The following is a 24,806-nucleotide window of genomic DNA, read 5'->3' as shown; positions in this document are numbered from 1 at the left end:
TAGATTACCACAAATTCACGCGAAAGACAATCACGCATGCGGATGAGCTTCATTGTAGATCTTAGCTAAGCGTTTCTTAGATAAGTGCGTATAGAGTTGCGTTGTTGAAATATCTGCATGCCCTAATAGTTCTTGGACGATCCGCAGATCAGCTCCATTTTCTAAAATATGGGTCGCAAATGAATGTCGCAACGTATGTGGAGTCACATTTTTCTTGATCCCCGCCAATTTGACCTGCTGTTTCAAATTTTTCCAGATCCCCTGACGAGTCAATTGATTTCCGTGAAAATTTAAAAATAAATAATCATTTGGTGTTCGCAATAGTTTAGGACGCGCCGTTTTTAAATAGCGCTGGACCCACATTACAGCTGTATCTCCGATCGGGACGAGCCGCTCTTTTTGACCCTTACCTAGTGTTTGGATGATCCCTAACTCTAAATGTAGGTCAGCTAATTTCAAATTGATGACCTCACTGACTCGTAATCCAGTCGCATACATCAATTCTAAGATCGCACGGTCACGTAACCCCAATGGCTTTTCTACATCAGGTGTCTGAAGTAACATTTCAACTTCAGACACTGACAATACTTCCGGCAGATGGTTTTCTTTTTTAGGTAATTCGATCAGTTGCATCGGATCTTTAGTGACGAGCTCTTCTTGCATCAAATAGCGAAAAAAACGCCTTAAACTTGTAATACAACGACTGATCGTGGTCCTGGCTTTTTGATGTTGTAATTGGCTCTCTAAATACAACATGATCAGATCACGATCGACCTGAGTCAGCGTAACTTTTTTTTGCTCTAAAAATGCTGCAAACTGGCGCAGATCTTGCCCATAACTCAGAAGTGTGTTTTTAGATAGACCACGTTCGACCATGAGATAATGCAAATAATCAGCTATCACTTCAGATGTTGGAGGCATCGTCTTTCACTTCCTTGATCACTTGTTTTCGTTGACAATCTTGACAAATACCCAAAAAAGTTAGCCGATGATCTGTGACCTCAAAATGATATTGCCGGGCGAGTCGTTCTTCAACGTCGATCAGCATATCTTCGTAGATCTCAGTCACATTGCCACAAACACTACATACAAGATGATGATGAAAATGTCCCTTATCACTTGTTTTTAGGTCAAAGCGTGCGATCCCATCTTCAAAACTTATCTTATTGACGATCTGGATCTCGGCCAAAACGTCCAAGGTCCGATAAACAGTTGCTAAACCAACTTCAGGATGTTTTTGATGGAGTAAGGAATAAACCTCTTCGGCCGAAAGATGCCTAGCTTGATGCTCAAGTAACACTGCGATCGTGGCTCTTCTTTGAGGTGTTAATTTAAAACCTTGTGCATGTAACTTTTGTTCGATCTTTGCTAACTGATCCAAGGTCATCCTTCCTTTCTATACTCTATTTGACTAAGATCAAATATCCATCTCGTTGCACAACTAAGCCAGCTTTCATCAAATGCCCAACTGCGCGTTTAAATTGTCCTTTACTGATTCCAAAATAGACTTTGATCTCAGCCGGATCACTCTTATCTGTAAACGGCAAACGGCCTTCTGCATTATGTTGTAAAGCAGCTAGAAGCATTTGCGCATCATCACTGATAGCTTCATAAGCACGTGGACGTAATGAAAGATTCAATGTCCCATCTGGTCTTATCCCGATCACTCTGGCCTTAACTTCTTGACCTAAACGCGGTTCTTGATCACGTTCTGACGGATGAATAAAGCCTAATTGGTAATCTTTAGTAATGACATATGAACCCACCATCTTCAAACGGTAGACCGTTGCGATCACGTCTTTATTCATCATCTTTTGACTTGCAGCATCACCTACAGCTTTAAACATCTCCATTGTAGCTAATTCGCCCCAAAGACGGCCTTTATCATCTACACGTAAAGCGATCATCAAACGGTCGCCTGCTTTAGGCCAAAGATTTTGCAATTCAGGTAAAGTATCAGTCGAAACTACGATGTCTTTGTTAGGTAGACCGATATCAACAAAGACCCCTAAGCCACGTTGGACCTTCTTTACTTCACCCCATGCATAACGATCAAAACCACTCTTGGGTTCAGTTTTAGTCAACTGTAATTCATGATCTTCATTTTCATAAGCAAAGCCTGAGATCATAGCCCCTGGTTTAGGTAACTTCAAAAGTTCGCTCTTGGCGATCCTAAAAGTTGTTCCTTCTTTTTGCGCAAAAACATAATCTGCATTTTCATCAATGACCATAGCAGTTATATTGCGTCCAATTAAATTTTTTAACATTATTATTATGCTCCCTAACTATTCTGACTAGAAACTTCTTTTTCTATTTTACCTAAAAACACTATGGATTGCGAATTGTTGCGTTAAATATATCATAGATTATCATTATGTTCTCAGAAAATAGTGTTCTATCTCAACTTTTTTAACATATTATTTATCCGGACAGGTCATAAGTGTTGGGCAAAGAAATTTAATAGTAAGATAACAGACAAAACTGCACCAAAAACTAATCCTCCCAGAAGATAGGCACCAATAAGCATGAGCTTGAGCAAGAACGGAATAAGCCAAAGTTTAAGTACTACCGCGCCAACAATAATTGTTATTAAATAACTTATCACACCTACGACTTTATTTTTAGAACAATAACTCAGATAAGCATTAAATAACTTAGTAAGCTCGTTCCATAATTTACATACTTTCAAGCCTGTCTTCGTTTCAACTAACAGCTGATAGATCAAATTAGTCATCATTCTGTCCCCCTTTAGAGAACACTTCTATCAATATTTCCATAAATACCCATTATACTAAATAAAACTAACTAAATTTTCTTCCGAAAAACGACTACTGTCAAGTACTGCTACTCATTTTCTTTAATAATTAGAAACACCACAAAAATTGCTTATTCTTGCTAATATGGAATAGTTTCATTCCCAACACAAAAAAGAACCCTTGATATATCAAGGGTTCTAGCGTTAAAATAAGCGAATGTTATTTAACTTGGCTCATAACTTCTTCTACAAAGTTATCAGCTTTCTTTTCGATACCTTCACCAACTTCGTAACGAACGAAGGCTTTGACCTTGCCGTCCTTAGAAGCCATGAATTTAGCAACTGTCAAGTCTGGATCCTTAACAAATGCTTGGTCATCCAAAGCAACTTCAGCAAAGAACTTGTTCAAGCGACCTGCAACCATCTTTTCGATGATGTTTTCTGGCTTGCCTTCGTTCTTAGCTTCTTCAGTTAAAACTGCTTTTTCGTGTTCTACTTCACTAGCAGGCACTTGGTCGCGGTTAACGTACTTAGGATTGATAGCCGCAACGTGCATTGCAACGTCTTTAGCAGCCACTTCATCAGCACCTTCAACAACAGTTAAAACAGCGATCTTACCACCCATGTGTAAGTAAGCACCGAAGTTTTCGTTGTCAGCTTTTTCAACCAATTCAAAGCGACGCAATGTGATCTTTTCACCGATAACTTGTGTAGCTTCGATGATTTCTTCGTTGATCGTACCTTTGTCAGTCTTGATAGCCAAAGCAGCTTCTAAATCAGCTGGTTTGTTTTCTGCGATCAAACCTGCAACACGTTTTACAAGGTCCTTGAATTGTTGGTTTTGAGCAACAAAGTCTGTTTCAGCGTTGATTTCAACAACTGCAGCTGTGTTACCTACAACTTCAACATCAGCTAAACCTTCAGCAGCAACACGGTCGCTCTTCTTAGCAGCCTTTGCCATACCTTTTTCACGCAAGAAATCAATAGCCTTGTCCATGTCGCCATCAACAGCAACTAAAGCTTTCTTAGCATCCATCATACCTACGCCAGTTTTTTCGCGTAATTCTTTTACTTGAGCAGCAGTAACTTTTGCCATAGCCTAGTGGCCTCCTTAGAGTGATTAATTTGGAGTACTTTTGGCATAAAAACCATGGTGTATCCAAACCATAAATTTAAAAAAGGCCATCTCAAGACTAAGGCCAAAATGCCTACCTAAAACCTGAGACAGCCTAAGTTTATTAACTATTCAGCATCTGTATCGTTGTTGCCTTCAACAACTTCAACGATTTCTTCGATGGATTCAACTTCTTCGCCGTTAGCAGCTTGGAAAGTTTCTTCTGAAACAGGTGCATCATCTTCGCCTTGACGACCTTCGATGACCGCATCTGCCATCTTAGATGTGATCAAACGTACGGCACGGATAGCATCGTCGTTTGATGGGATCTTAACATCGATTTCATCTGGATCAGCGTTTGTGTCGACCATAGCAACGATAGGAATGTTAAGCTTTTGTGCTTCCTTAACAGCGATACGTTCCTTGCGAGGATCCACGATGAACAATACATCAGGGATACGTGGCATATCTTCAATACCACCAAGGAATTTTTGAAGACGATCGCGTTCTTTGATCAACAAAGCAACTTCTTTCTTAGGTAACACTTCAAATGTGCCATCTTCTTCCATTGCTTTGATCTCTTTCAAACGTTTGATACGTTTTTGGATCGTGTTCCAGTTTGTCAAAGTACCACCTAACCAACGATGGTTTACGTAGTATTGACCTGCACGTTTTGCTTCTTCTTCGATCGCATCTTGTGCTTGTTTCTTTGTACCAACAAACAAGATAACACCATCGTTAGCAGCAGCATCTTTCATAAAATCGTAAGCATCGTCGATCAACTTAACAGTTTTTTGTAAGTCGATGATGTAGATACCATTACGTTCTGTGAAGATGTACTTCTTCATCTTAGGGTTCCAACGACGTGTTTGGTGACCAAAATGTACACCAGCTTCAAGTAATTGTTTCATGGAAATAACAGCCATTACAATTAACCTCCAAAATAGTTTTTATTATCCTCCCCTATGTTCAACGATCAAAAAACTCAAATGAGCACCCTTTTGACCATCGCATAAGGTGTGAATTGTACCTTTATAGGCACTCTCGATATTATAACCTACTCCTAGAGCAATTGCAAACGTTTCTGTTAAAAAATCAAGCTTATTTTGTTTGAACTAAAGTCGGGGCCGTTCCAGTCTCGATCACTGATTTAGCCGAATCTAATGAGATATTGACCATATTTTCAACAGCTATTTCAGTGTAAAAGGCAATGTGTGGCGTCATCACAACGTTATCTAACGCAACTAACTCTTTGAACAGTTCATCTTCAACACCCGTTTCATTTAAATCGTGGTTAAAGATCGGTGTCTCAAATTCATACGTATCTAAACCAGCACCACCTAATTTGCCACTCTTCAAAGCTGCAAGTAAAGCATTAGCATCGATCAAAGAACCGCGCGCAGTATTGATGATATAAGCGCCATCTTTCATTTTTTCGATCATTTTAGCATCGATCAGATGTCCATCTTTGTCAGAGCCTGGCATATGCAAAGTCAACACATCGGCTTTAGCCACTAGATCTTCTAGCGTATCAACATAGATACCTTCACTTTCCAATTTAGGATCATGATAGGGATCAAACGCCAAGATCTTAGCACCAAAGCCCTTATAGATATCGATCGCAGCTTTACCGATCCGCCCCGTGCCAACGATCCCGATCGTCAAAGCTCTGATCTCTTTACCAACAAAGGGAGCCCAGCGATAATCATTGGAAGCCATTCGCTTGCGGAAAATATTTTGATTACGCAACAATTGTAGTAAGATCGTTACTGAAAATTCAGCGATCGCATTAGGCGAATATGCCGGCACATTAGTTACCGCGATCCCATATTTCTTAGCTTCAGCTAGGTCTAGATTATCGACCCCGACATTTCTGATCGAAACATCTTTGACACCATAACCAGCCAAAGTCTTAAAAAGATCCGCTGGATACGTCCCAGTCTGAAAGCTGATAACAGCATCATATCCCTTGGACAAGCTCAAATTTTCGGACGTAACTTCATCGGCAACTAATTTTATTTCAATATTATTTTTTTGAGACCAATTTTCAAAATAAGCACGTTCATCTTGACGTACATTATAAGCAATAAACTTCATAACGAACTGCTGCACCAAATGTGACTCCAAATGAAGAAATGCAGCCTTCCTTTCTTGAATTTTAGCTAACTTTTCTTGATGATCTCACATTTTAACTTCAAATCTAAAGTTAGCACTTCAACTCTTACTATAACATAAGTCTATCTTAACAAATATTTCTCAGCTACTCCATGTTCACGCAAATAGCTTTCCTTTTGTTGGCGTGTTAGTTGTTTGAACGCATATTCTTTTTTAAGTGCTAAACTTTTAGTCGCAAATTGCTCATGGTAGATCATTTTCACCGGGCGCCGAACACGGGTATACTTAGCTCCCTGTCCACTATTGTGAGTCATTAAACGCTGTTTGAGATCAGTCGTAAAGCCTGTATAAAAAGTAGCATCCGCACAGCGTAAAACATAGAAAAAATACTGTTTACTCTGCTGTTCCATATAAAATTTCCCTCATCTCCGGTGTATATTCATCATTTGCCTGATAAACTGTGATCGGAGACATAAAGCGCAACCCGCCTTTGCGTCCATCTTTGATCGCTTCGACTAAGACCATATTAGCTTCACGACCTGCTTTAGGATAGACTAGTTGGATCTTCTTAGGAGCTAGCCGATTTTTTTGCATGCATTCAAAGATCTCCCACAGTCTATCGGGACGATGAACAAAATAAGCTTTACCTTTAGTTTTTAAAAGTGCACTACTCATTTCGATCGTTTGAGCTAAAGTCACCGTGATCTCATGGCGGGCCAATGCCAGATAAGGGTTAGGATTTTTTTTGCTAGTTGGAAGATCCGAAAAGTACGGGGGATTACATGTGACCGTATCAAAGCTATCTTTTTTCAAATGCGTCAACGAATCGTTTAGATCAAGATTCAAGACAGTCAGCTGTTTTTCTAAAGAATTTAATTTAACACTACGTTCAGCCATTTCAGCTAATTTAGGTTGGATCTCGACAGCCACGATCGAAGCTTTAGTTTTGTTTGTCAAAAATAGACCAACTGCTCCATTTCCCGCACAGAGATCGACTACTTTGCCATTTTCTTTTTTTGTTGGCTCGGCAAAATGGGCCAGTAACACTGCATCCAAAGAAAAAGAAAAAACTTTTGAGCTTTGAATTATTTTGATATCGTTAGCGTATAACTGGTCGATCCGTTCATCTTCTCTCAATTCGATTTTATTCAAATCAAAACACCTTCTTTTACTCTTTAACGTGACTTGCAATTTTAAGATAAATTTAGCATACTAAAAAATGTATAATAAATAAATAGTGCTGTCCAAGTATTGAAGCCACTTGAAAGTTAAACTGTGAGCCGGCTAGCAGCAGCGCTATCTAAGAAAGGAAGGCTATAGAACTTTCAAATATCTCACAGTCTATAGCAGTAAATACCATGTTTTATTCATTTATTCGAGGCCTAGTTAGGTTTCTTGTTTATCTGATCAACGGTAAACCAAACTTTGAAGGCAAAGAAAACTTACCTTCAGGAAATTATATTTTGGTTGGCCCACACCGCACTTGGTTTGATCCCTTGTATTTTGCCTTAGCAGCTTCTCCTAAAAAATTCAGCTTCATGGCAAAAGAAGAACTTTTCAAAAATCCAATTTTGCGGTTTATCCTAAAACATGCCAACGCTTTTCCAGTCGACCGAAAAAATCCTGGTCCCTCTGTGATCAAGACCCCAGTCAAGTTGCTTAAAAAAAGTGATCTTTCTTTGATCATGTTTCCTTCTGGGACTAGACATTCACAGGAAATGAAAGGGGGCGTCGTTTTGATTGCTAAAATGACTGGTGTCCCGATCGTTCCTGCCGTTTACCAAGGGCCCTTGACCTTAAAAACACTCTTTAGCCGTAAAAAGACAACTGTTCGCTTTGGTGAACCGATCTACGTTGATCGCAAAACTAAATTGACCGATGAGACCCAAGCAACGATCATCAATGAAATGGAACAAGCCTTTACCAAACTGGACAAAGCGATCGATCCAAACTTCCACTACATCGATCCTACAACAAAAAAATAACTAAAAATAGGTTGGACTCGCAAGTCACAACCTATTTTTAGTTTTAAATTACTTTTTAGACATATTTTGCTTCATTGAAGCCATCATTTGATGAAGTTTCTTTTCAGAAGGCTTTTGCCCCATCTGAATCATCATCGTCCGCAACATCTGTTCATTGATCGGCGGATTTTTCTTCAAATAGTCTTCCATGTACTTACGAGCAGCAAAGAAACCACCAACAAAGCCAAGGATAAGCGCTAAGACTACAAGTACGATCCAAATTCCAGTAGACATTTCAGCACCCCCTTCTCATTATATTCATTCAACTACTTATTCTACACAAGTTATCCTTAAAAATAAAGCGTTAAACGGCTTTAATTATCACGCAAACCACGTTCACGTTGGATCTTTTTGACCTTTTCTGGCGTAACTTCATTGCCATCTTTATCGTAGACTTGTAACATTTCTACGTGACTACGGAAGTTTTCTCTAAACATCGCTAAGTAAGTCTTACGCAATTCTTGTTGTTCTTCTTTTTCAGCTTCTGTTAGCGTGCCTTCTTTTTTCTTTTTAGATAATTCATTGATGCGATCGATCAGTTCTTGGGGGATCGCACCTTTTTTTGCTTCCGTCGTTTCTGACGCTTGTTCTAATTTTTCGTCTTTTTCCATGTTAAATTCCTCTTTTCCAAGATGATCTATCATTTATATTCTATCTCAAAATTTTAAGAAAGTCATTAACTTAGTCACTTTCTCTAGATAAAGCAAACGCTTGTTTGTAACTGTTGGTTTTCTATGTTATAATTACCCTATAAAAATGTATTGAGGTGTTCAAAATGACAAAAGCATCCGAAAAAAGACAGCTAAACATTTTGCGTTTTATCTACAATACAGTTGAGAGCAAAGGTTATCCACCGACTGTACGCGAGATCTGCCAAGCAGTCTCCCTTTCTTCGACCTCAACTGTACACGGTCATTTAGCACGCTTAACTAAGAAAGGCTTTCTTAAAAAAGATCCTACTAAGCCACGGGCAATGGAAGTTACTCCAGCTGGTCTAGACGCTTTGGGGATCAAAACGACCTTAAATGAGATCCCCGTTGTCGGAACGGTAACTGCAGGGATGCCGATCTTAACCGTTGAAGAAACAACTGATTATTTCCCATTACCACCTAATTTAAGCGATGCCAATGATTTGTTCATGTTGAACATCCGTGGTGAAAGCATGATCGATGCTGGGATCTTAGATGGTGATCAAGTTATCGTTAGAAAACAATCTGCTGCTGACAATGGTGATATCGTGATCGCCATGACCGAAGACGATGAAGCAACGTGCAAGCGATTCTACAAAGAAGACGGATATTTTAGATTACAACCTGAAAATGAAACGATGGATCCGATCATCTTGGATAATGTCGTAATTTTAGGCAAAGTCATTGGGCTCTACCGTGATATGATCTAAAGTCAATATTTTAGCAACTAGGAGTTTACCGACTTCTAGTTTTTTTATTCAAAAAAAAGATGCCTCAAAGTGCATCTTTTAGAACTATTTACTTGCCTTAGCCATTTTTAGCAATTCTTCTGCATGTTCTAGCGTCAAAGTCGTGATCGAAGAACCCGATAACATTCGGGCTAATTCTTCGATCCGTTCCTTATCGTTTAAGATCGTCAGCGAAGTTTCAGTCCGACCATTAGCTACATGCTTAGCAATAAAGTAGTGATGGTCTGCCACAGCTGCGACCTGTGGTAAATGCGTGATACACAACACTTGCGAATTAGTTGCGATCTGACTGATCTTTTCTGCGATTGCCTGGGCGACGCGCCCACTGACTCCAGTATCGACCTCATCGAAAATAATACTCGTCACACCCTTATTTTGGGCAAAGATCGTCTTTAGCGCGAGCATGATCCGCGACAATTCACCACCAGAAGCGATCTTTGCTAAAGCGCCCATTTCTTCTCCGGGGTTAGTTTGAATGTAAAATTCGACCCGATCAAGCCCAGTCTCAGTCAATTGCCCGTTCTCTGGTAAAAAACGTACTTCAAAAACAGCTTTATCCATATAAAGCGCACTTAATTGCTGATGTATCTCATTTTCAAGGCGTTTAGCAGTCTGTTTGCGTAACTCGCTGATCTCTAGTGCTAATTCTTTTGCCTTGGCGTGAGCTTCTTTGACCTGTTCGACTTGCTGCTCTAAGTTTTCATCGCTTTGTTGCATCGTTTCAAGCTCGTGTTTTATCTTATCGTAATAAGCCAAGATCATTTCGATCGAATCACCATATTTACGCTTGAGCTGATGGATCGTTTCGAGCCGTGCCTCAATTGAATTTAGCAGTTCTTCATCCCACTCCAGATCACTTAATTGCCCTGAAACTTCATGTGCTGCATCTTGCAGATTATAAAAAGCATCAGAAACCTTTTCGTAGATCGCGGCTAATTCAGAATTGAACTCAGCCACATCTTCTAATTCACTCATGACATTTCCTAGAACGCTCATCACATCTAATTCTTCACCATTTAGTGCTTGATAACTCATCTCTAAGGCGTGATGGATCGTTTGATAATTATCTAATTGACGTTTTTGTTCTTGGAGCTCTTCTTCTTCGCCCTCGTGTAACTGCGCCTCACTGATCTCATTAACTTGAAATTGTAACATATCGAGTCTTTGAGCCCACTCATGCGCATTTTTCTCGCGTTGCTCCAGTGCTTGCGAAAGGCGACGATAATTGGCATAAAGTGCCTGGTATTGTGTCAATTTAGCTAGGATCTCAGGCTGATAATTATCAACTAGGGCTAAATGGCGCTCAGGATCCATCAATTCTTGATGCTCATTTTGTCCGTGGATATCGATCAAGGTTTGCCCTACCTGCCGTAATGTGCCCAAATTAACCAAAACACCATTTATCCGGCAAACATTTTTACCACTGCGATAAATATCGCGTTGTAAGATCAAAACGTCATCTTCACATTCGATCCCAAATTCATCTAAAAGCTCATATGTGCGCGTCGCTTTAGGAATGGTAAATTGCCCCTGGAGTAACGACTTATTAGCTCCCTTGCGGATAAAATCACTCGAGCCACGTCCACCTGCTAGTAGTCCTAAAGCATCGATAATAATAGATTTACCAGCCCCTGTTTCACCAGTCAAGACCGTCATATTCGTTCCAAAATCAACGGTCAACTGCTCAATAATTGCAAAATCACGGATCATTAATTCTTGTAACAAAGTACTTTCCTGCTGTTGCTAAGAGTAACAGTTTTTCCTTTCCCAAAATCTAAAAGTCCTATTTATCATCGATCAAAGCCAATAATTTACGCTCGATCTGCAATGCATCCTCATTTGAGCGTGCAAAGAGCATGATCGTGTCATCATCGCCTAAAGTAGCAAAGACTTCATCATAGTTCATTTGTGAGATCAAGCTCGAAAGCGCTGGCCCATTACCAGGCAAAACTTTGACCATACATAGATCACGGTGACAGTCAGAAACAAGATAGGCGTCACGCAAAACTTTCCTTAGTTTTTTTTCGGTATTATCCTTCTTGGTCGTCGGTAAACTATACCGATATGATCCATCTGGCGTTGGGACTTTGATCAACTGCATCTCTTTTACGTCACGTGAGATAGTAGCTTGAGTCACTTCAACTCCCTTAGCTGAAAGGAGACTAACAAAGTCTTCTTGCCGATAAATCGCATTATCCTGGATCATTTTTTTAATAATTCGTTGTCTATCTTGTTTTCTCACTGAGAAATCATCCTTCCTACCTACTTATCTTTTTGATGAAGTAATGTTTGATGGGCTTGTTTGATCACCGCACTTGGATCGACATTCGCACTGATCGTTGCAGTCTCTGAGGTTGAACGCAAATGAACTAAAAATTCAATATTTCCTTCACCACCCGTGATCGGTGAAAAATCAAGGTCTAAAACATCATAGCCTGCTTTGACAGCAAAAGCGATCAACTCTTGGACTACTTCTAAATGAACCTTTTCATCCCGAACGATCCCATGCTTACCGACCTTTTCACGCCCCGCCTCAAATTGAGGCTTGATCAAAGCCACCACGTCTCCGCCCGGCTCCAAGATCGCATGTAAAGTCGGCAAAATAAGTTGTAAAGAAATAAAAGAAACATCGATCGTCGCAAAATCAGGGCGTCCAGCAGTAAAATCTTCTAATTTACTGTAGCGAAAGTTAGTATTCTCCATCACAACGACTCGCGGATCTTGGCGCAACTTCCAAGCTAATTGATTAGTTCCCACATCGAGAGCATAACTCAACTTAGCCCCTTTTTGTAAGGCGACATCAGTAAAGCCCCCCGTAGATGAACCAATATCAAGGACTGTCTTATTTTTGGTACTTAGTTTAAAGACTTTGAGCGCTTTTTCAAGCTTTAAGCCACCACGACTAACATAAGGCATTTTTTTACCCTTAAAATGTAATTTGACACTTGGATCGATCTTTTCACCTGGTTTATCTAAGCGTTCTTCATTTTCACCTAAGATCTCGCCTGCCATAACTGCACGTTTTGCTTGTTCGCGTGTCTCGAATAGACCCTGCTTGACCAATAATACATCTACACGTTCTTTTTTCATACTTACATCCTTACTTATAATTTAAAATACTCTAGCACTTGACGCAAAAGAGAAGTCTCAAAACCACTTCCGGCTAAAAACTCAAGTTGATCTTTTGCTTGTTCCAACGTATCAGCTAGCGCTTGCTTAGCTCCCTCTAGTCCTAAAAGGCGCGGATAAGTATTTTTATTTTCCGCCACATCCTTATTAGCTGTCTTACCCAACTCGGCAGTCGTCGCCGTTACATCTAAAATATCGTCATAGATCTGAAAGGCTAGACCAAATTTTTGGCCAAAAGTAACTAATGCCTGCTCTTGTTTTGGAGTCGCTCCACCTAAAATGGCACCGGCAAAACAAGCATACTCCAACAATTGTCCGGTCTTGTTTTTATGGACTTGCATCAACTCAGCTAAAGTCAACGTGGTCTTTTCACCTAAGATATCACTGGTTTGGCCTGCGACCATCCCATTTGCCCCTGCAGCTTTGGCGAGTTCAGCCACCAAGGTAACACGTTTTTTAGGTGACAGCTTTGTTTTAGCTATCCAACCAAAAGCCTCAGTTAAAAGGGCATCACCTGCTAAAACCGCTATATCTTGACCAAAAACTTTATGATTTGTCGGTTTTCCCCGTCGGAGATCATCATTATCCATCTCAGGTAGATCATCATGGATCAAAGAGTAGGTGTGCAGAAATTCTAAACTTCCCGCCACACTCAAAACATCTGGATCGATCTTTTTGCCTAAACTTTGACAGATCAACATGATCAAAAGCGGTCTGATCCGCTTACCACCCGCTTCAAGCGAATATTGCATAGCTGCTTGTAGCGTCTTATTCTCAGTAAATTGCGCCAAGTAATGTCGCATATGCTGTTCAAGCAAAGGGATCATTTTATTTTGAAAAGTTGCTAACTGCATTTTTCACTCTCTAGGTATGGGATCATCAAGAAAACCTAGATTCCTTCCTTGTTTACTTTAACAGTATTGCTCCCACCAAATTTCTCACAATACACAGCTAAATCTCAGTCATTGTTTGCTTCAAAGACGACTTCTTGACCTTCTTCGTTGATAACTTTGGTCAGAGTATCCTCGGCATTTTGGAGGGTCTCTTGTAATTTTTTACTCAAAGCTACCCCTTTTTGGAATTGTGCTAGCGCTTCTTCTAAAGGAACATCGCCTTGCTCAAGTTTGCCTACGATCGCTTCTAACATTTGTAATTCTTGTTCAAAAGTTAAATTATTTTCTGTCATTTTTTCTTCATCCCATCAATTTTAGTAACTTTAGCCTTCACACTACCATCGCTCAAATGCAATTTGATCTCCGAACCGACCGTCAGATCAGATGTCTTTTTGATGATCTTTTCATCCGCTGTGACGTAAGAAAAGCCACGTCCCATGACACGTAACGGACTCAACATATCCAAGGCATTAGTAGCCTTTATCAAACGTTGCTCCCTATCACCAACATACTTTTCCGTTGCCCGGAATAGATCTTTTTTGAGTTGTACCACTTGTTGTTTATGCAAGTTGATCGTATCTTTTGGCGAAGAACTCTGCAAACGCGTCATCAACTCCGAAAATGACTTTTCTTTTTGATATAACTGTTCCCGGTAAGCCTGTTTGAGTCGATTCTGGTAACCATCAAGCTTTTGAAGGTAGCCTTCATACAGACGGTTTGGTTGCATAAAAACGTAAGAATTTTGCAATTTTTGTAGCCGTTGGCGGCGTAACTTCAGCATAGCTTGATAACTTTGGATCAAGCGCAACTTATCTTGTTTGATCCGTAAGATCTCGTCTTCTAAGACCGGTGTTGCCAATTCAGCTGCTGCAGTAGGGGTCGCCGCTCTGACATCAGCTACTAAATCAGCGATCGTCGTATCGGTTTCGTGTCCAACCGAAGAAATGATCGGGATCTGGCTTTCAAAGATCGCTCGGGCAACTTTTTCTTCGTTAAAGGGCCATAGATCCTCGATTGAGCCCCCACCACGACCGATAATGATCGTATCAAAATCTCCTCGAGCATTGACCTCTTTTAAACGTCCAACTAATGAATCAGCTGCTTTTTCGCCCTGAACGACTGCGGGAAATAAAACTAGTTGTGCGATTGGATACCGCCGTCTAGTAGTCGTGATGATATCACGGATGACTGCGCCCGATGGACTAGTGATCACTGCGATCCGTTTAGGAAAATGGACTAATGGCCGCTTAGGTGCGCTAAACAACCCTTCTGTGGCTAATTTAGTTTTTAATTGCTCAAACGCTTGATACAAAGCGCCCACACCATCTGGTTCCATCTTCTCGATCGTGATTTGGTAATTTCCACTAGGTTCATACAGATCTACTCTTCCGACCACTAAGACTTTCATTCCATCTTCAACATTGAATTTCAGTTTGTTAAATGCCGATTGAAACATGACTGCATCTATTTTAGCACCATCGTCTTTTAAACTAAAATATTGATGGCGGGGACGCAAACGGAAATTTGAGATCTCACCAGTCAGATAGACACGATTCAAATATGGATCAGCACTGAATTTTCGATGTAAATACTTAGTTAGTGCAGTGACGGTCAAATATTGATCTTTTTCCATTAGCTATTGCTCTTTTCTGCCAATTCAAGCGTTTGTTGCATCAACATCGCGATCGTCATCGGTCCAACGCCGCCGGGAACTGGTGTCAAATAAGCTGCCTTAGTTACAGCACTAGCTTGTTTGACATCACCGACTAATTTGCCGTTAGCCAAACGGTTGATCCCAACATCAATCACAGTTGCGCCTTCCTTGATATAAGTCTCATCGACCATTTCAGCTCGTCCCGTTGCAACGACTAAAATATCAGCCTGGCTAGCAACTCTTTGAAGATCTTTAGTCTTGCTATGCGCCACAGTGACGGTAGCATCTGCATTTATCATCAAAGCAGCTAAAGGACGTCCAACTAAATTACTGCGTCCGATGATCACAACATTTTTACCAGCCACTGGGATCTGATACTCTTCTAATAGGACCATAATGCCACGTGGGGTACATGGTAAAGCTTTAGGCTGGTCCATAAAAAGATGGCCTAAATTTTCGGGATGCAAACCATCAGCATCCTTTTTCGGATCGATCCGTTCGATCACTGCATTTTCATCAAGCTGTGCTGGTAACGGCATCTGCACCAAGATCGCATGGACTGTTACATCGCCATTCAACTCATCGATCAATTGTAATAACTCTGCTTGTGTCGTGTTAGCTGGTAAAGTGATGTCTTTAGTCTTGATCCCGATCTTTTCAGCTGCCCGTTTTTTATTGCGGACATATACATGACTAGCCGGATCATCCCCTACTAAAACAACAGCCAAACATGGCTCTAACCCTTGTTGCTTTAACTTTTCTGTCTTTCCCTTTAATTGGCTGCGGATTTTTTCAGCAGTTCCGCGTCCGTCTATCATCACTGTCATATAAATCACAACCTTAACTTTAGTGTATACCTAATATTTTAGCACACTCAGCTACATTTTTTTCAAAAATAAAATGCCTGCACTAAACTTTAGTACAGACATTTTTCATCTTTAAAGTAGATTTGATAAAACACCATTGATAAAACGCCGTGATTTATCATCACTAAATTCCTTAGCTAACTGCAAAGCTTCGTCTAAAGCCACTTTAGCCGGAACATCATCAACATAAAGCATTTCATAGATCGCTAAGCGCAAGATCAAGAGGTCTATCCTGTTCAAGCGTGCGAGCGTCCAATTTGCGCTCAAATGTTGATCGATCTTTGCGTCTAATTCAGATTGGTGTGTAAGTACGCCTTCTACCAATTCAGGCAAGTAGGCTGGTACTGTAGTTGTCGCCTCATCTTCCAACAAAGCTTCGTAAACGTCTTGTGGTAAGGCATCTGGGTTGCTATTCAACGCAAAAAGTGCTTGAAAAGCCAGTTTACGCGTATCATGTCTACTAATACTCACTATTCTTCACCATTCTCTTCCCCAAATAAATTATTTGGGTCAATTGTTTGTTCTTGTTTTTCAGGTATTACCCCTTGAACGTGCACATCAACGCCTAAAATTTCAATTCCCGTCATAAAGAGAACTTGTTGGCGAACCTTTTCTTGGATCTGAGCCGCAACTTTAGGAACTGAGACGCCATAGTTCAAAAAGACATAGACATCAACTTTTAATTGATCTTCGTCTTTGTTGACTTTGACACCTTTACCTCGAATTTGACGGCCTAAGAGTTCTGAAAAGCTGTTGGCGATCGAACCACGCATCGAATATACACCATCAACTTGACTTGCTGCGATCCCAATGATCACTTCGATCACTTCTGGTGCTAAACGAACTTCACCTAAGCTGGGTTCTTTACTTGTTAAAACAATATTATTATCTTCAGACATATCTAAAACCTGCTATATAAAATATGGAAAAATATAGGGAAACTCCCTATATCTCAAGAAAGATTATATATTTCCTTTCTTAAATTTTTTCACTTCCAATATTCAACCAAGAAATCCTTTTTTAAAAATTTACCTGTCTTCAAGTTTTTTATGCCAGGACAATCCCGATCCCATATTATCTTTCTTACGGTCACTGTCACAAAAAATAGCTAAAATTGCTAAATGGTTGATTTTTGGCGAAAATAACGTTCAATTGACCAAATTAGGCACGTGAGATATAGGTGCCGTCAGTTGTGTTGATCGTTAATACATCACCTTCATTAACGAAGAATGGAACTTGGACCACAACACCTGTTTCCATTGTAGCTGGCTTAGAACCACCAGAAGCTGTATCACCTTTGATACCTGGTTCAGTTTCAGCAACTGTAAGATCAACAGTATTTGGTAATTCAACACCTAATGTTTCAGAACCGTACATGATAACACTAACGACCATGTTTTCTTTCAAGTACTTCAATTCTTCTGTTAAGCTTTCACCTGGTAATTCTAATTGTTCATAAGTATCTGTATCCATGAAGACATAGTTGTTACCATCAGCATATAAGTATTGCATCTTCTTGCGGTCGATCTGTGCTTGTTCTACTTTTTCACCAGCACGGAATGTTTTTTCTTGAACAGCACCATTACGTAAGTTTTTTAATTTAGAACGGACAAAAGCTGAACCCTTGCCTGGCTTTACATGTTGAAATTCGACCACACGCCATAATTCACCATCGACTGTGATCGTTAAGCCATTTTTAAAATCATTTACTGAAATCATATTAGTCCTCCTAAAATAATTACATAAGCCCCACTATCTCATTAGTAGCACACTTATCCAAATATAATTCATACACTTTATAATATCAAAAGAACAGCGGTAAATGCAAGTTAATCACCGCTATCTCGCTTAAATTTCATAATATTCTTGGTAAAAATCGGTCAAATTCTCATAGCCCGTTTCGGTGACTAAGATATCATCTTCCAAACGTACCCCACCCAGATCAGGTAAATAGATCCCCGGTTCGATAGTGATCACTTGTCCTGGCTGTAAAACTTCTGTGCTTGTTTTACCGATATAAGGGCCCTCATGAACATTTAGTCCGATCCCGTGTCCCATACCGTGTTCAAAATATTTTGCATAACCTTTTTGAGCGATATAGTCGCGTCCGATCTGATCAAGTTCTTTTCCGGTGATCCCGGGTCTGACTGCTTCGATCGTCAGTTGCTTAGCTTCAGCAACGATATGATAGATCTCTTCTAGCTTAGGATCGACCTTGCCTAGCGCAAAGGTTCGGGTCACATCCGAAGTATAGTAGTCTAAAAAATAACCATAATCAAGAGTTACTAAATCCCCTGAAGCTAATTTCTTGTTACTTGCGACACCATGTGGTAAGGCCGAACGTGTTCCTGAGGCTACGATAGTTTCAAAGGAGGCTTGACTAGCTCCGTTTTTTCGCATGTAATAATCTAGTTCCAAGGCTAGCTCTTGTTCTCCAAGTCCTGGTCTAGCAAGTTTTAAGACATGCTCAAATCCAGCCTTAGCCAAGCGACAACTCGCTTTTATCTTTTCGATCTCAGTAGCAGATTTTTGTGAACGCAAGGCTTCGATCAAACCACTCAATGCGACTAGATCACATGGAGCATATTCATCTAACTGATCATAAACTTGATAGCTCAAACTTTCTTCAAATGCTAAAGCAACAACTTTCTCACGTTCGCATATCTCTAAGGCTCGTCCAAAATAATCCCGTGTGATCACTGCTTTTAACCACGGATTAGTTTGAGCTATTTGCGTCTCAAAACGTGCATCAGTGATCAAATAACGTTCTTGTTCTGTTACTAACAGAATGCCGGCATCCCCGGTAAAACCACTTAAATAATAGATATTATCTGGTGAAGTCACCAAATAAGCATCTACACTAGCTTCTTGCATTTTTTGACGTAAGCGTTGACAACGTTGGTCAAATTCATTCATCATTGATACCTTCCTTGATCCATATTTATCTCATGATAACACACCTATGCGCGCTAGAAAATCTAAACGATCGCCTTGATCTTATCAGCGATATAGTTTCCCTTGACTATCACGATGATCCGATTAGCTCGATAACTTTTGAGACTTCGAAAATGAACTCGAACGATCATAAAACATTTGTCTGTTCCATCAACGATCGCCGTAGCACCCTTAAAATTTTGTTTTGTACTAAGAACTAACATTGTTTGATCTTGTTCTTCAAAATAGATTTTCTCTAATAAGTTTGGCAAATTACCGCCCCCATTTACTTTTTATCCGTATTATATTCCTTAGTTCACAAAAATTCCATCAACCATAACTTATATAATCAATTTATAATAAGTTATCGTTTTTAAAAACATTCTTCCTTGTTACAGTTAATATGTTATACTGAATTTTATGTAAATTAGAAAACGAGGTCATGGATAATGAAAGAAATTACATCGGTCTCCAATCCTCAAGTCAAGGCTTGGAAAAAACTCGCCACCAAAAAAGGGCGTCAACAAAGTCAAACTTATCTGCTCGATGGTTGGCATTTAGTCAAAGAGGCATTGAATTCTGACGAACCGATCCAAAAGATCCTAGTCACACCGAGTTTCAAGTATCTAGCTGACTTAGAGATCTTGCCCGAGATCCAATATTTCTCGATCAGTGAGTCGATCGCCAAGCATCTCAGCGAAACTAAATCGCCCCAAGGGATCTTTGCTGAAGTAGCCTTTGACCAAACTACGATCAGTCCGACCACTGCTTCTGGTGCATGGCTCTTACTTGATGGTGTTCAAGATCCAGGAAATATCGGAACTATGGTGCGAACCGCTGATGCAGCTGGTTTTTCAGGGGTCGTTTTTGGGCCTAAGACAGCTGATATGTATCAACCCAAAGTCGTCCGCTCAATGCAAGGTAGCCAATTCCACCTTCAATTAGTCACAGCTGATCTGAGCACTTGGATCCAAGCTTTCAAGGCTAAAAATTATCCTGTTTTCGGAAGCGAATTAAACAAAGATGCTCGTTCTTATCAAGAAGTTGGCCAACACCAAAATTTTGCTCTGATCATGGGCAATGAAGGTAATGGGATGAGCGCAGAACTCTTACAACAAACTTCACTCAATCTCTATATCCCGATCAAAGGCCATGCTGAATCGCTAAATGTGGCCGTTGCTGCCGGGATCTTGATGTTTCAACTCATAGACTAACTAAGGATCAGTGCCGTATAAAAAAAGAGGGACCTATCACGATAAGCTCGTGGTAGGCCCCTCTTTTTTTATAGCAATTTTTATTCAATAGCATTCAAGTTTTGAACGATCTGTTCTGCATGAACATCGGCTTTGATCAACTTATCGGGATCAAATAAGATCCCCGCCATCTTAGCATTGTGCCCCGCTATGATATCTAAAGTCCGATCACCGACCATTACAGAAACACTGGGATCTAGTCCATGCTTAGCGACCAAAAAGTTCAACGCTTCAGGATCTGGCTTACGTTTAAAACCATCGTCTGCCGTCGAATGATCCGTAAAATATTGCAAAAATCCATCACGCTCGAGCAATGTCAATGAACTTTTATCGCGATGGGTCAATAAAAAGTTTTGCCCACCATTAGCAATGATCCGCTCTAATAGCTCACGCGCCCCTGAAAACGGCTTAGCTTGAACTTGATACTTTTCTTCTAGACGTCGATAATCAGCATGCAATTTAGCCTCATCTAACTGTGCGGTCGTGTATCGTCGATAAGCTTCACGCACGGAAGCCTCACGCATCACTTGATAAACTTCACTTGTTGATAGTTCTACTCCTTGAAGTGCAAAAGCTTCAACAAAAGCTTTGACCATGCCAGGATACGTATCATAGAGGGTTCCATCAAAATCAAAAAAATAATTTTGATACATATTATGACCTCACTATCTATTCTCTGTATCAAAGATGATCGTTACAGGACCATCATTTACCAAACTCACTTGCATATCGGCCCCAAATTCTCCAGTTTGAACTTCGATCCCCAAAGCTTGCAACTTTTGGTTGAATTCAGCATAATTAGCCACCGCCTTAGCTGGCTCTTGGGCCTTAGTAAAACTTGGGCGATTTCCCTTCTTAGTATCAGCATAAAGCGTAAATTGTGAGATCGACAAAATTTTCCCCGCGATCTGTTGGACATTCAGATTCATTTTCCCCTCTTCATCGCTAAAGATCCGACAATTGGCGATTTTTTTTACTAAATAATCGATCTGCTCGCTACCATCGCCAGCCTGAAAACCCACTAATAGCAGTAGCCCTTGATCGATCTGACCAACAGTTTGGTCTGCGATCGCCACACTGGCTTTTTTTACTCGTTGTAATACTACACGCACTTTTCTTTACCTCACTTAATGGATCGTTCGTTTTACTACATAAACATCAGGGACTCGTTTGATATTATCGATGACCCGTTGCAAATGTACCTTATCTCTGATCCCTACTGTCACATCGATCGTTGCCATCTTATTATGATCGATCCGTCCGTTGATCGAATTGAGTTGTTTTGTCGTATTGTTGATCGCCTGTAAAACATCGTTCAACAGACCAGAACGATTATACCCTTGGATCTCAAGGTCAGTATTATAGTGTGTCCGATCATCAGAAACAACATTCCAACTTACATCGATCAAACGCGTACCACTTTGTTCAGCATTTTTCACATTAGGACAATCAGTTCGATGGACCGAGACCCCACGCCCTTTAGTGATATACCCAACGATCTCATCACCTGGGATCGGATTACAACAATGACTCAAGCGGACCAATAGATTATCGATCCCTTCGATCAAGACACTTTCATCATGCTTATTCTTACTGTTAGCATTGTTATTTTTGATCCCTTTATGATCTTCAAGAAGATCTTTTTCTTGTTGTTTTTTACGTTGTAATTCTTTTTGCTCACGAATATCTTGTGTCAAAATATTAATGAACCCAGCTGGCTGTAATTCACCAAATCCGAGCGCTGCATACATATCGTCGCTCGTGGAAATATGCCGTTTAGCCAAGACCCGCTCAATATTTTTAGTATTTAAAACATCGTGTACATTATAGCCTTCTTCGATCAGCGCTTCTTCTAAGATATCTTTACCTTGGTCGATATTTTGGATCCGATCTTGTTGTTTAAAGAAACGCTTGACTTTATTACGCGCCTTATTCGTATGCACTAACTCGAGCCAGTCACGGCTAGGACCGGCCGAATTTTGCGAAGTCAAAATATCAACGATATCGCCATTTTTGACCTGATAATCCAGTGGAACGATCTTACCATTGACCTTAGCTCCCGTCGTATGGTTTCCGATCTCCGTATGGATCGAATAAGCCATATCTAGTGGACCGGCTCCTTTAGGTAATTCAAAGACATCCCCTTTAGGTGTAAAGACATAGACCCGGTCACTAAAGAGATCACCCTTGACACTTTCCATGAAATCACTAGCATCAATGGATTCATTTTGTAACTCAATGATCTCTTTGAACAAGTTGAGTTTTTCACCCGTTGTCGTTTCTTTAACACCATCTGTCTTACCTTCCTTGTAAGCCCAGTGAGCAGCGATACCATATTCAGCCACCCGGTGCATCTCCTCAGTTCTGATCTGCACCTCAAATGGAGTCCCATTTGGTCCGATCAAAGTCGTATGCAACGATTGGTACATATTAGCTTTAGGCATCGCAATATAATCTTTGAATCGGCCTGGCATTGGGGTCCACTTCGTATGGATCGCCCCTAATACCGCATAACAATCCTTGATCGATTTAACGATCACACGGATCGCAAGTAGGTCATATATCTGGCTGAATTGCTTGTGCTGATCACGCATCTTACGATAGATCGAGTAAATATGCTTTGGTCGCCCATAGATCTCACAATCTTTGAGCTTAAGATCCACGATCGCACCTTTGATCTCATCGATCGCTTCATTGATGTATTGTAAACGTTCGTCACGTCTTGAATTCATCAAATGCACGATGCGATAGTATTGTTGAGGATTCAAATATCTTAATGAGGTATCTTCCAATTCCCATTTGATCGTACTGATACCTAAACGATCAGCTAACGGTGCATAGATCTCGAGCGTTTCATTTGCAATACGGCGTTGTTTGTCTGGACGCAAATGTTTTAGGGTACGCATATTATGCAAACGGTCAGCTAACTTCACGATAATGACCCGTAAGTCTTTTGACATCGCCAAGAGTAGTTTACGGTGATTTTCAGCTAGCTGTTCTTTGTGTGACTTGTAGCGGATCTTGCTCAATTTTGTGACCCCGTCTACGATCACTTCGATATCTTTACCAAAAAGCTCACCAATATCAGCCAAAATAACGGGCGTATCCTCGACCACATCATGCAAAAAACCGGCACTTACCGTTTCAGGATCCATTTTTAATTCAGCTAAGATCGCAGCCACTTGGATCGGGTGGACGATATATGGTTCTCCTGACTTACGAAATTGTTCACGGTGAACGTAGGTAGCAAAATCACAGGCTTTTTGTACAATCGCCACATGTTCTGCATTCATGTATTCACTACATTTGTTGATCACATCTTCTGCACTCCAAATTACGTTCTTTTCCATCTCATCACCGTCGCCACTAAAGACAGTAGCGCTTCCTTTCTCACCAATCTACCAAATTCATTTGAATGCACGATAGGCACTTTTCACTACTGCAAAAAGTGCCTATTGCTGTTGTAAATTTTATTTGCGTACAGCACCATAGGCAAAGCATGTCAACATCAAATAAACTACGGTACAATAGATCGCATGGCTATCAAAAAAGAAATCACAACCGATCAAGTAAATAACTGGGAAAAATAGCACTAGCCAAAACTTATCGGCATGTTTACCTGCATAAAATCCAATTGCGATCGCATAAACTACATTGATACCAAATAAGATCACACCCGTTTTCGTGATCTCATCAACATTTAAAACCGTAAAAATGATCGGGATCACGAAACTAAACAGTGTGGCAAAAGCCCAATATGAAATTATTTTTTGGGGTGATACTTTACTTAATTGCATTCTCATTACCTGTTTCTAAAATTAATTAATTTTATTTTACCGTAAAATCACATTTTAGTATAGAAGAAACTCTGCTACAGGCTATTTGACCAATTCTAACGCATATGAAAGCGTCGCTAAAAGATATAGTGGCGCTGTCTCAGCCCGCATAATCCTTGGCCCTAACCCCGCTTGAATGAAACCTTCTTGCATCAAGATCTCGATCTCATTTGTTGATAAACCACCTTCTGGGCCAAAAACTGCCGTCAGATGTGGGGCTTGGTGTGCAGTAAGTTGTTCAATAACTTTGACTAAATTAGCTTTTTCCCCTTGTTTAGCTGCTTCTTCATAGGCCACGATACCTGACTCATCTGTGGCTAGTTTTAATTCTTTCAAGCTGTTGCAATAGCTGATTGTTGGGATCGTTGTGCGATGTGACTGTTCAGCCGCTGCTAAAGCGATCTTTTCCAACCGTGCGATCTTTTTAGCTTGCTTTTTATCATCCCACTTGGCGACCGAAAAATCACCTTTGAAAAAGATAAATCTATCAGCTCCCAATTCTGTTCCCTTTTGCACGATTAATTCCGCTTTATCACCCTTAGAAAGGCCACAAGCGATCGTGGTTACAACGGGCAATTCAGTTTGATGACTAAAAGTTTCAATGACCTTAGCTCGTGCCTGTTGTTTATCGACTGCAGTCACTTCCATCAATTGAACTTGCTTATCTGGAGTCACCAACTCAAATTTATCCCCAACACGCATCCGCATTACTGTGATTGCATGCTTATAGATATCTTTTGGTAAAACAAATTGCTCATTGGCTAACATTTCATTATAAAAATAACGTTGCATTTT

Annotated in this window: 31 protein-coding genes; 3 read left to right on the top strand and 28 right to left on the bottom strand. The window is 40.3% G+C overall.

All coding sequences use genetic code 11. The annotated features are described in order from the left end of the window. Positions 1-30 precede the first annotated feature (30 nt). From xerD to GSR62_RS04455, 9 genes are all read right to left on the bottom strand, one after another. Entirely contained in the window at positions 31-921 is an 891-nt protein-coding gene (gene xerD / locus GSR62_RS04495) for a site-specific tyrosine recombinase XerD (RefSeq protein WP_010688970.1), read from the bottom strand. Beyond that, on the bottom strand, positions 905-1,387 hold the full coding sequence (gene fur / locus GSR62_RS04490) for a ferric iron uptake transcriptional regulator (RefSeq protein WP_029507314.1): 483 nt from the start codon (positions 1,385-1,387) through the stop codon (positions 905-907). The genes xerD and fur overlap by 17 nt, the downstream gene beginning before the upstream one ends. A 16-nt stretch (positions 1,388-1,403) precedes the next feature. Next, a complete protein-coding gene (locus GSR62_RS04485) occupies positions 1,404-2,267 on the bottom strand; it encodes a CvfB family protein (RefSeq protein WP_035448358.1) in 864 nt (287 codons plus the stop codon). Between the two features lie 167 nt (positions 2,268-2,434). Further along, positions 2,435-2,734, bottom strand: coding sequence for a hypothetical protein (locus tag GSR62_RS04480; RefSeq protein ID WP_010688965.1), 300 nt, complete (start codon positions 2,732-2,734; stop codon positions 2,435-2,437). Positions 2,735-2,975: 241 nt separating this feature from the next. Then, positions 2,976-3,851: a translation elongation factor Ts gene (gene tsf, locus GSR62_RS04475; RefSeq protein WP_010688964.1), complete on the bottom strand. Its 876-nt coding sequence runs from the start codon at positions 3,849-3,851 to the stop codon at positions 2,976-2,978. Between the two features lie 146 nt (positions 3,852-3,997). Next, positions 3,998-4,795 (bottom strand): 30S ribosomal protein S2, encoded by a 798-nt coding sequence (rpsB, locus tag GSR62_RS04470; RefSeq protein WP_035447953.1) that lies wholly within the window; start codon positions 4,793-4,795, stop codon positions 3,998-4,000. Between the two features lie 175 nt (positions 4,796-4,970). Continuing rightward, the gene (locus GSR62_RS04465; RefSeq protein WP_029507313.1) at positions 4,971-5,966 is read right to left on the bottom strand and encodes a D-2-hydroxyacid dehydrogenase; all 996 of its coding nucleotides are present in this window, start codon (positions 5,964-5,966) and stop codon (positions 4,971-4,973) included. A gap of 140 nt (positions 5,967-6,106) precedes the next feature. Further along, complete coding sequence (locus tag GSR62_RS04460; protein WP_010688961.1) at positions 6,107-6,394, bottom strand: GIY-YIG nuclease family protein; 288 nt, start codon at positions 6,392-6,394, stop codon at positions 6,107-6,109. Further along, a complete protein-coding gene (locus tag GSR62_RS04455; RefSeq protein WP_179854468.1) occupies positions 6,378-7,136 on the bottom strand; it encodes a tRNA1(Val) (adenine(37)-N6)-methyltransferase in 759 nt (252 codons plus the stop codon). The genes GSR62_RS04460 and GSR62_RS04455 overlap by 17 nt, the downstream gene beginning before the upstream one ends. 206 nt (positions 7,137-7,342) lie before the next feature. On the opposite strand from GSR62_RS04455, the gene GSR62_RS04450 reads away from it, so the two are divergent. Continuing rightward, positions 7,343-7,969 carry a lysophospholipid acyltransferase family protein gene (locus tag GSR62_RS04450; protein WP_035447947.1) on the top strand — a complete coding sequence of 209 codons (627 nt, stop codon included), beginning with the start codon at positions 7,343-7,345 and terminating at the stop codon, positions 7,967-7,969. Between the two features lie 48 nt (positions 7,970-8,017). On the opposite strand, the gene GSR62_RS04445 is transcribed toward GSR62_RS04450, so the two are convergent. Together GSR62_RS04445 and GSR62_RS04440 are read right to left on the bottom strand one after the other, a co-directional pair. After that, positions 8,018-8,242 (bottom strand): YneF family protein, encoded by a 225-nt coding sequence (locus GSR62_RS04445; protein ID WP_004047611.1) that lies wholly within the window; start codon positions 8,240-8,242, stop codon positions 8,018-8,020. 80 nt (positions 8,243-8,322) lie between these two features. Continuing rightward, positions 8,323-8,619: a DUF896 domain-containing protein gene (locus GSR62_RS04440; RefSeq protein ID WP_010688955.1), complete on the bottom strand. Its 297-nt coding sequence runs from the start codon at positions 8,617-8,619 to the stop codon at positions 8,323-8,325. A gap of 164 nt (positions 8,620-8,783) precedes the next feature. Here GSR62_RS04440 and lexA point away from each other — a divergent pair, with 164 nt between their 5' ends. Further along, on the top strand, positions 8,784-9,407 hold the full coding sequence (lexA, locus tag GSR62_RS04435; protein WP_010688954.1) for a transcriptional repressor LexA: 624 nt from the start codon (positions 8,784-8,786) through the stop codon (positions 9,405-9,407). A gap of 84 nt (positions 9,408-9,491) precedes the next feature. Here the strand turns inward: lexA and recN are convergent, their stop codons facing one another. From recN to GSR62_RS04375, 12 genes are all read right to left on the bottom strand, one after another. Beyond that, positions 9,492-11,171: a DNA repair protein RecN gene (gene recN / locus GSR62_RS04430; RefSeq protein WP_066023868.1), complete on the bottom strand. Its 1,680-nt coding sequence runs from the start codon at positions 11,169-11,171 to the stop codon at positions 9,492-9,494. A gap of 58 nt (positions 11,172-11,229) precedes the next feature. Next, positions 11,230-11,688 (bottom strand): arginine repressor, encoded by a 459-nt coding sequence (locus GSR62_RS04425; protein ID WP_035447941.1) that lies wholly within the window; start codon positions 11,686-11,688, stop codon positions 11,230-11,232. Positions 11,689-11,708: 20 nt separating this feature from the next. Then, on the bottom strand, positions 11,709-12,536 hold the full coding sequence (locus tag GSR62_RS04420; RefSeq protein WP_035447937.1) for a TlyA family RNA methyltransferase: 828 nt from the start codon (positions 12,534-12,536) through the stop codon (positions 11,709-11,711). 14 nt (positions 12,537-12,550) lie between these two features. Continuing rightward, positions 12,551-13,429: a polyprenyl synthetase family protein gene (locus tag GSR62_RS04415; RefSeq protein ID WP_035447936.1), complete on the bottom strand. Its 879-nt coding sequence runs from the start codon at positions 13,427-13,429 to the stop codon at positions 12,551-12,553. A gap of 104 nt (positions 13,430-13,533) precedes the next feature. Beyond that, a complete protein-coding gene (locus GSR62_RS04410; protein ID WP_010688947.1) occupies positions 13,534-13,761 on the bottom strand; it encodes an exodeoxyribonuclease VII small subunit in 228 nt (75 codons plus the stop codon). Beyond that, on the bottom strand, positions 13,758-15,101 hold the full coding sequence (xseA, locus tag GSR62_RS04405) for an exodeoxyribonuclease VII large subunit (protein ID WP_010688946.1): 1,344 nt from the start codon (positions 15,099-15,101) through the stop codon (positions 13,758-13,760). Before xseA ends, GSR62_RS04410 begins: the two co-directional genes overlap by 4 nt. Continuing rightward, the gene (gene folD, locus GSR62_RS04400) at positions 15,101-15,949 is read right to left on the bottom strand and encodes a bifunctional methylenetetrahydrofolate dehydrogenase/methenyltetrahydrofolate cyclohydrolase FolD (RefSeq protein WP_035447934.1); all 849 of its coding nucleotides are present in this window, start codon (positions 15,947-15,949) and stop codon (positions 15,101-15,103) included. The genes xseA and folD overlap by 1 nt, the downstream gene beginning before the upstream one ends. 111 nt (positions 15,950-16,060) lie before the next feature. Continuing rightward, on the bottom strand, positions 16,061-16,459 hold the full coding sequence (gene nusB, locus GSR62_RS04395; protein ID WP_066023867.1) for a transcription antitermination factor NusB: 399 nt from the start codon (positions 16,457-16,459) through the stop codon (positions 16,061-16,063). After that, entirely contained in the window at positions 16,459-16,887 is a 429-nt protein-coding gene (locus tag GSR62_RS04390) for an Asp23/Gls24 family envelope stress response protein (protein WP_004047591.1), read from the bottom strand. Before GSR62_RS04390 ends, nusB begins: the two co-directional genes overlap by 1 nt. 262 nt (positions 16,888-17,149) lie before the next feature. Continuing rightward, positions 17,150-17,707 carry an elongation factor P gene (gene efp / locus GSR62_RS04385; protein ID WP_004047589.1) on the bottom strand — a complete coding sequence of 186 codons (558 nt, stop codon included), beginning with the start codon at positions 17,705-17,707 and terminating at the stop codon, positions 17,150-17,152. Positions 17,708-17,836: 129 nt separating this feature from the next. Beyond that, entirely contained in the window at positions 17,837-18,904 is a 1,068-nt protein-coding gene (locus tag GSR62_RS04380; RefSeq protein WP_066023866.1) for a M24 family metallopeptidase, read from the bottom strand. A gap of 62 nt (positions 18,905-18,966) precedes the next feature. Then, complete coding sequence (locus tag GSR62_RS04375; RefSeq protein WP_010688941.1) at positions 18,967-19,194, bottom strand: hypothetical protein; 228 nt, start codon at positions 19,192-19,194, stop codon at positions 18,967-18,969. A gap of 177 nt (positions 19,195-19,371) precedes the next feature. Here GSR62_RS04375 and GSR62_RS04370 point away from each other — a divergent pair, with 177 nt between their 5' ends. Next, positions 19,372-20,136, top strand: a complete 765-nt coding sequence (locus tag GSR62_RS04370) for a TrmH family RNA methyltransferase (protein ID WP_035447923.1) — start codon at positions 19,372-19,374, stop codon at positions 20,134-20,136. 80 nt (positions 20,137-20,216) lie between these two features. Here the strand turns inward: GSR62_RS04370 and GSR62_RS04365 are convergent, their stop codons facing one another. From GSR62_RS04365 to GSR62_RS04345, 5 genes are all read right to left on the bottom strand, one after another. Continuing rightward, entirely contained in the window at positions 20,217-20,828 is a 612-nt protein-coding gene (locus GSR62_RS04365; RefSeq protein WP_010688939.1) for an HAD-IA family hydrolase, read from the bottom strand. A gap of 12 nt (positions 20,829-20,840) precedes the next feature. Beyond that, positions 20,841-21,287, bottom strand: coding sequence for a D-aminoacyl-tRNA deacylase (dtd, locus tag GSR62_RS04360; RefSeq protein ID WP_035447921.1), 447 nt, complete (start codon positions 21,285-21,287; stop codon positions 20,841-20,843). A 15-nt stretch (positions 21,288-21,302) separates the two neighbouring features. After that, positions 21,303-23,525, bottom strand: a complete 2,223-nt coding sequence (locus tag GSR62_RS04355; protein ID WP_066023865.1) for a RelA/SpoT family protein — start codon at positions 23,523-23,525, stop codon at positions 21,303-21,305. Between the two features lie 120 nt (positions 23,526-23,645). Further along, positions 23,646-23,972 (bottom strand): hypothetical protein, encoded by a 327-nt coding sequence (locus GSR62_RS04350; protein WP_035447917.1) that lies wholly within the window; start codon positions 23,970-23,972, stop codon positions 23,646-23,648. An 81-nt stretch (positions 23,973-24,053) separates the two neighbouring features. Continuing rightward, a complete protein-coding gene (locus tag GSR62_RS04345) occupies positions 24,054-24,803 on the bottom strand; it encodes a 16S rRNA (uracil(1498)-N(3))-methyltransferase (protein ID WP_066023864.1) in 750 nt (249 codons plus the stop codon). Positions 24,804-24,806 lie beyond the last annotated feature (3 nt).

Origin of the sequence: Ligilactobacillus animalis (genome assembly GCF_009933595.1) — a bacterium.
GTDB lineage: Bacteria > Bacillota > Bacilli > Lactobacillales > Lactobacillaceae > Ligilactobacillus > Ligilactobacillus animalis.
This window is presented reverse-complemented; position numbering and strand designations above follow the sequence as displayed.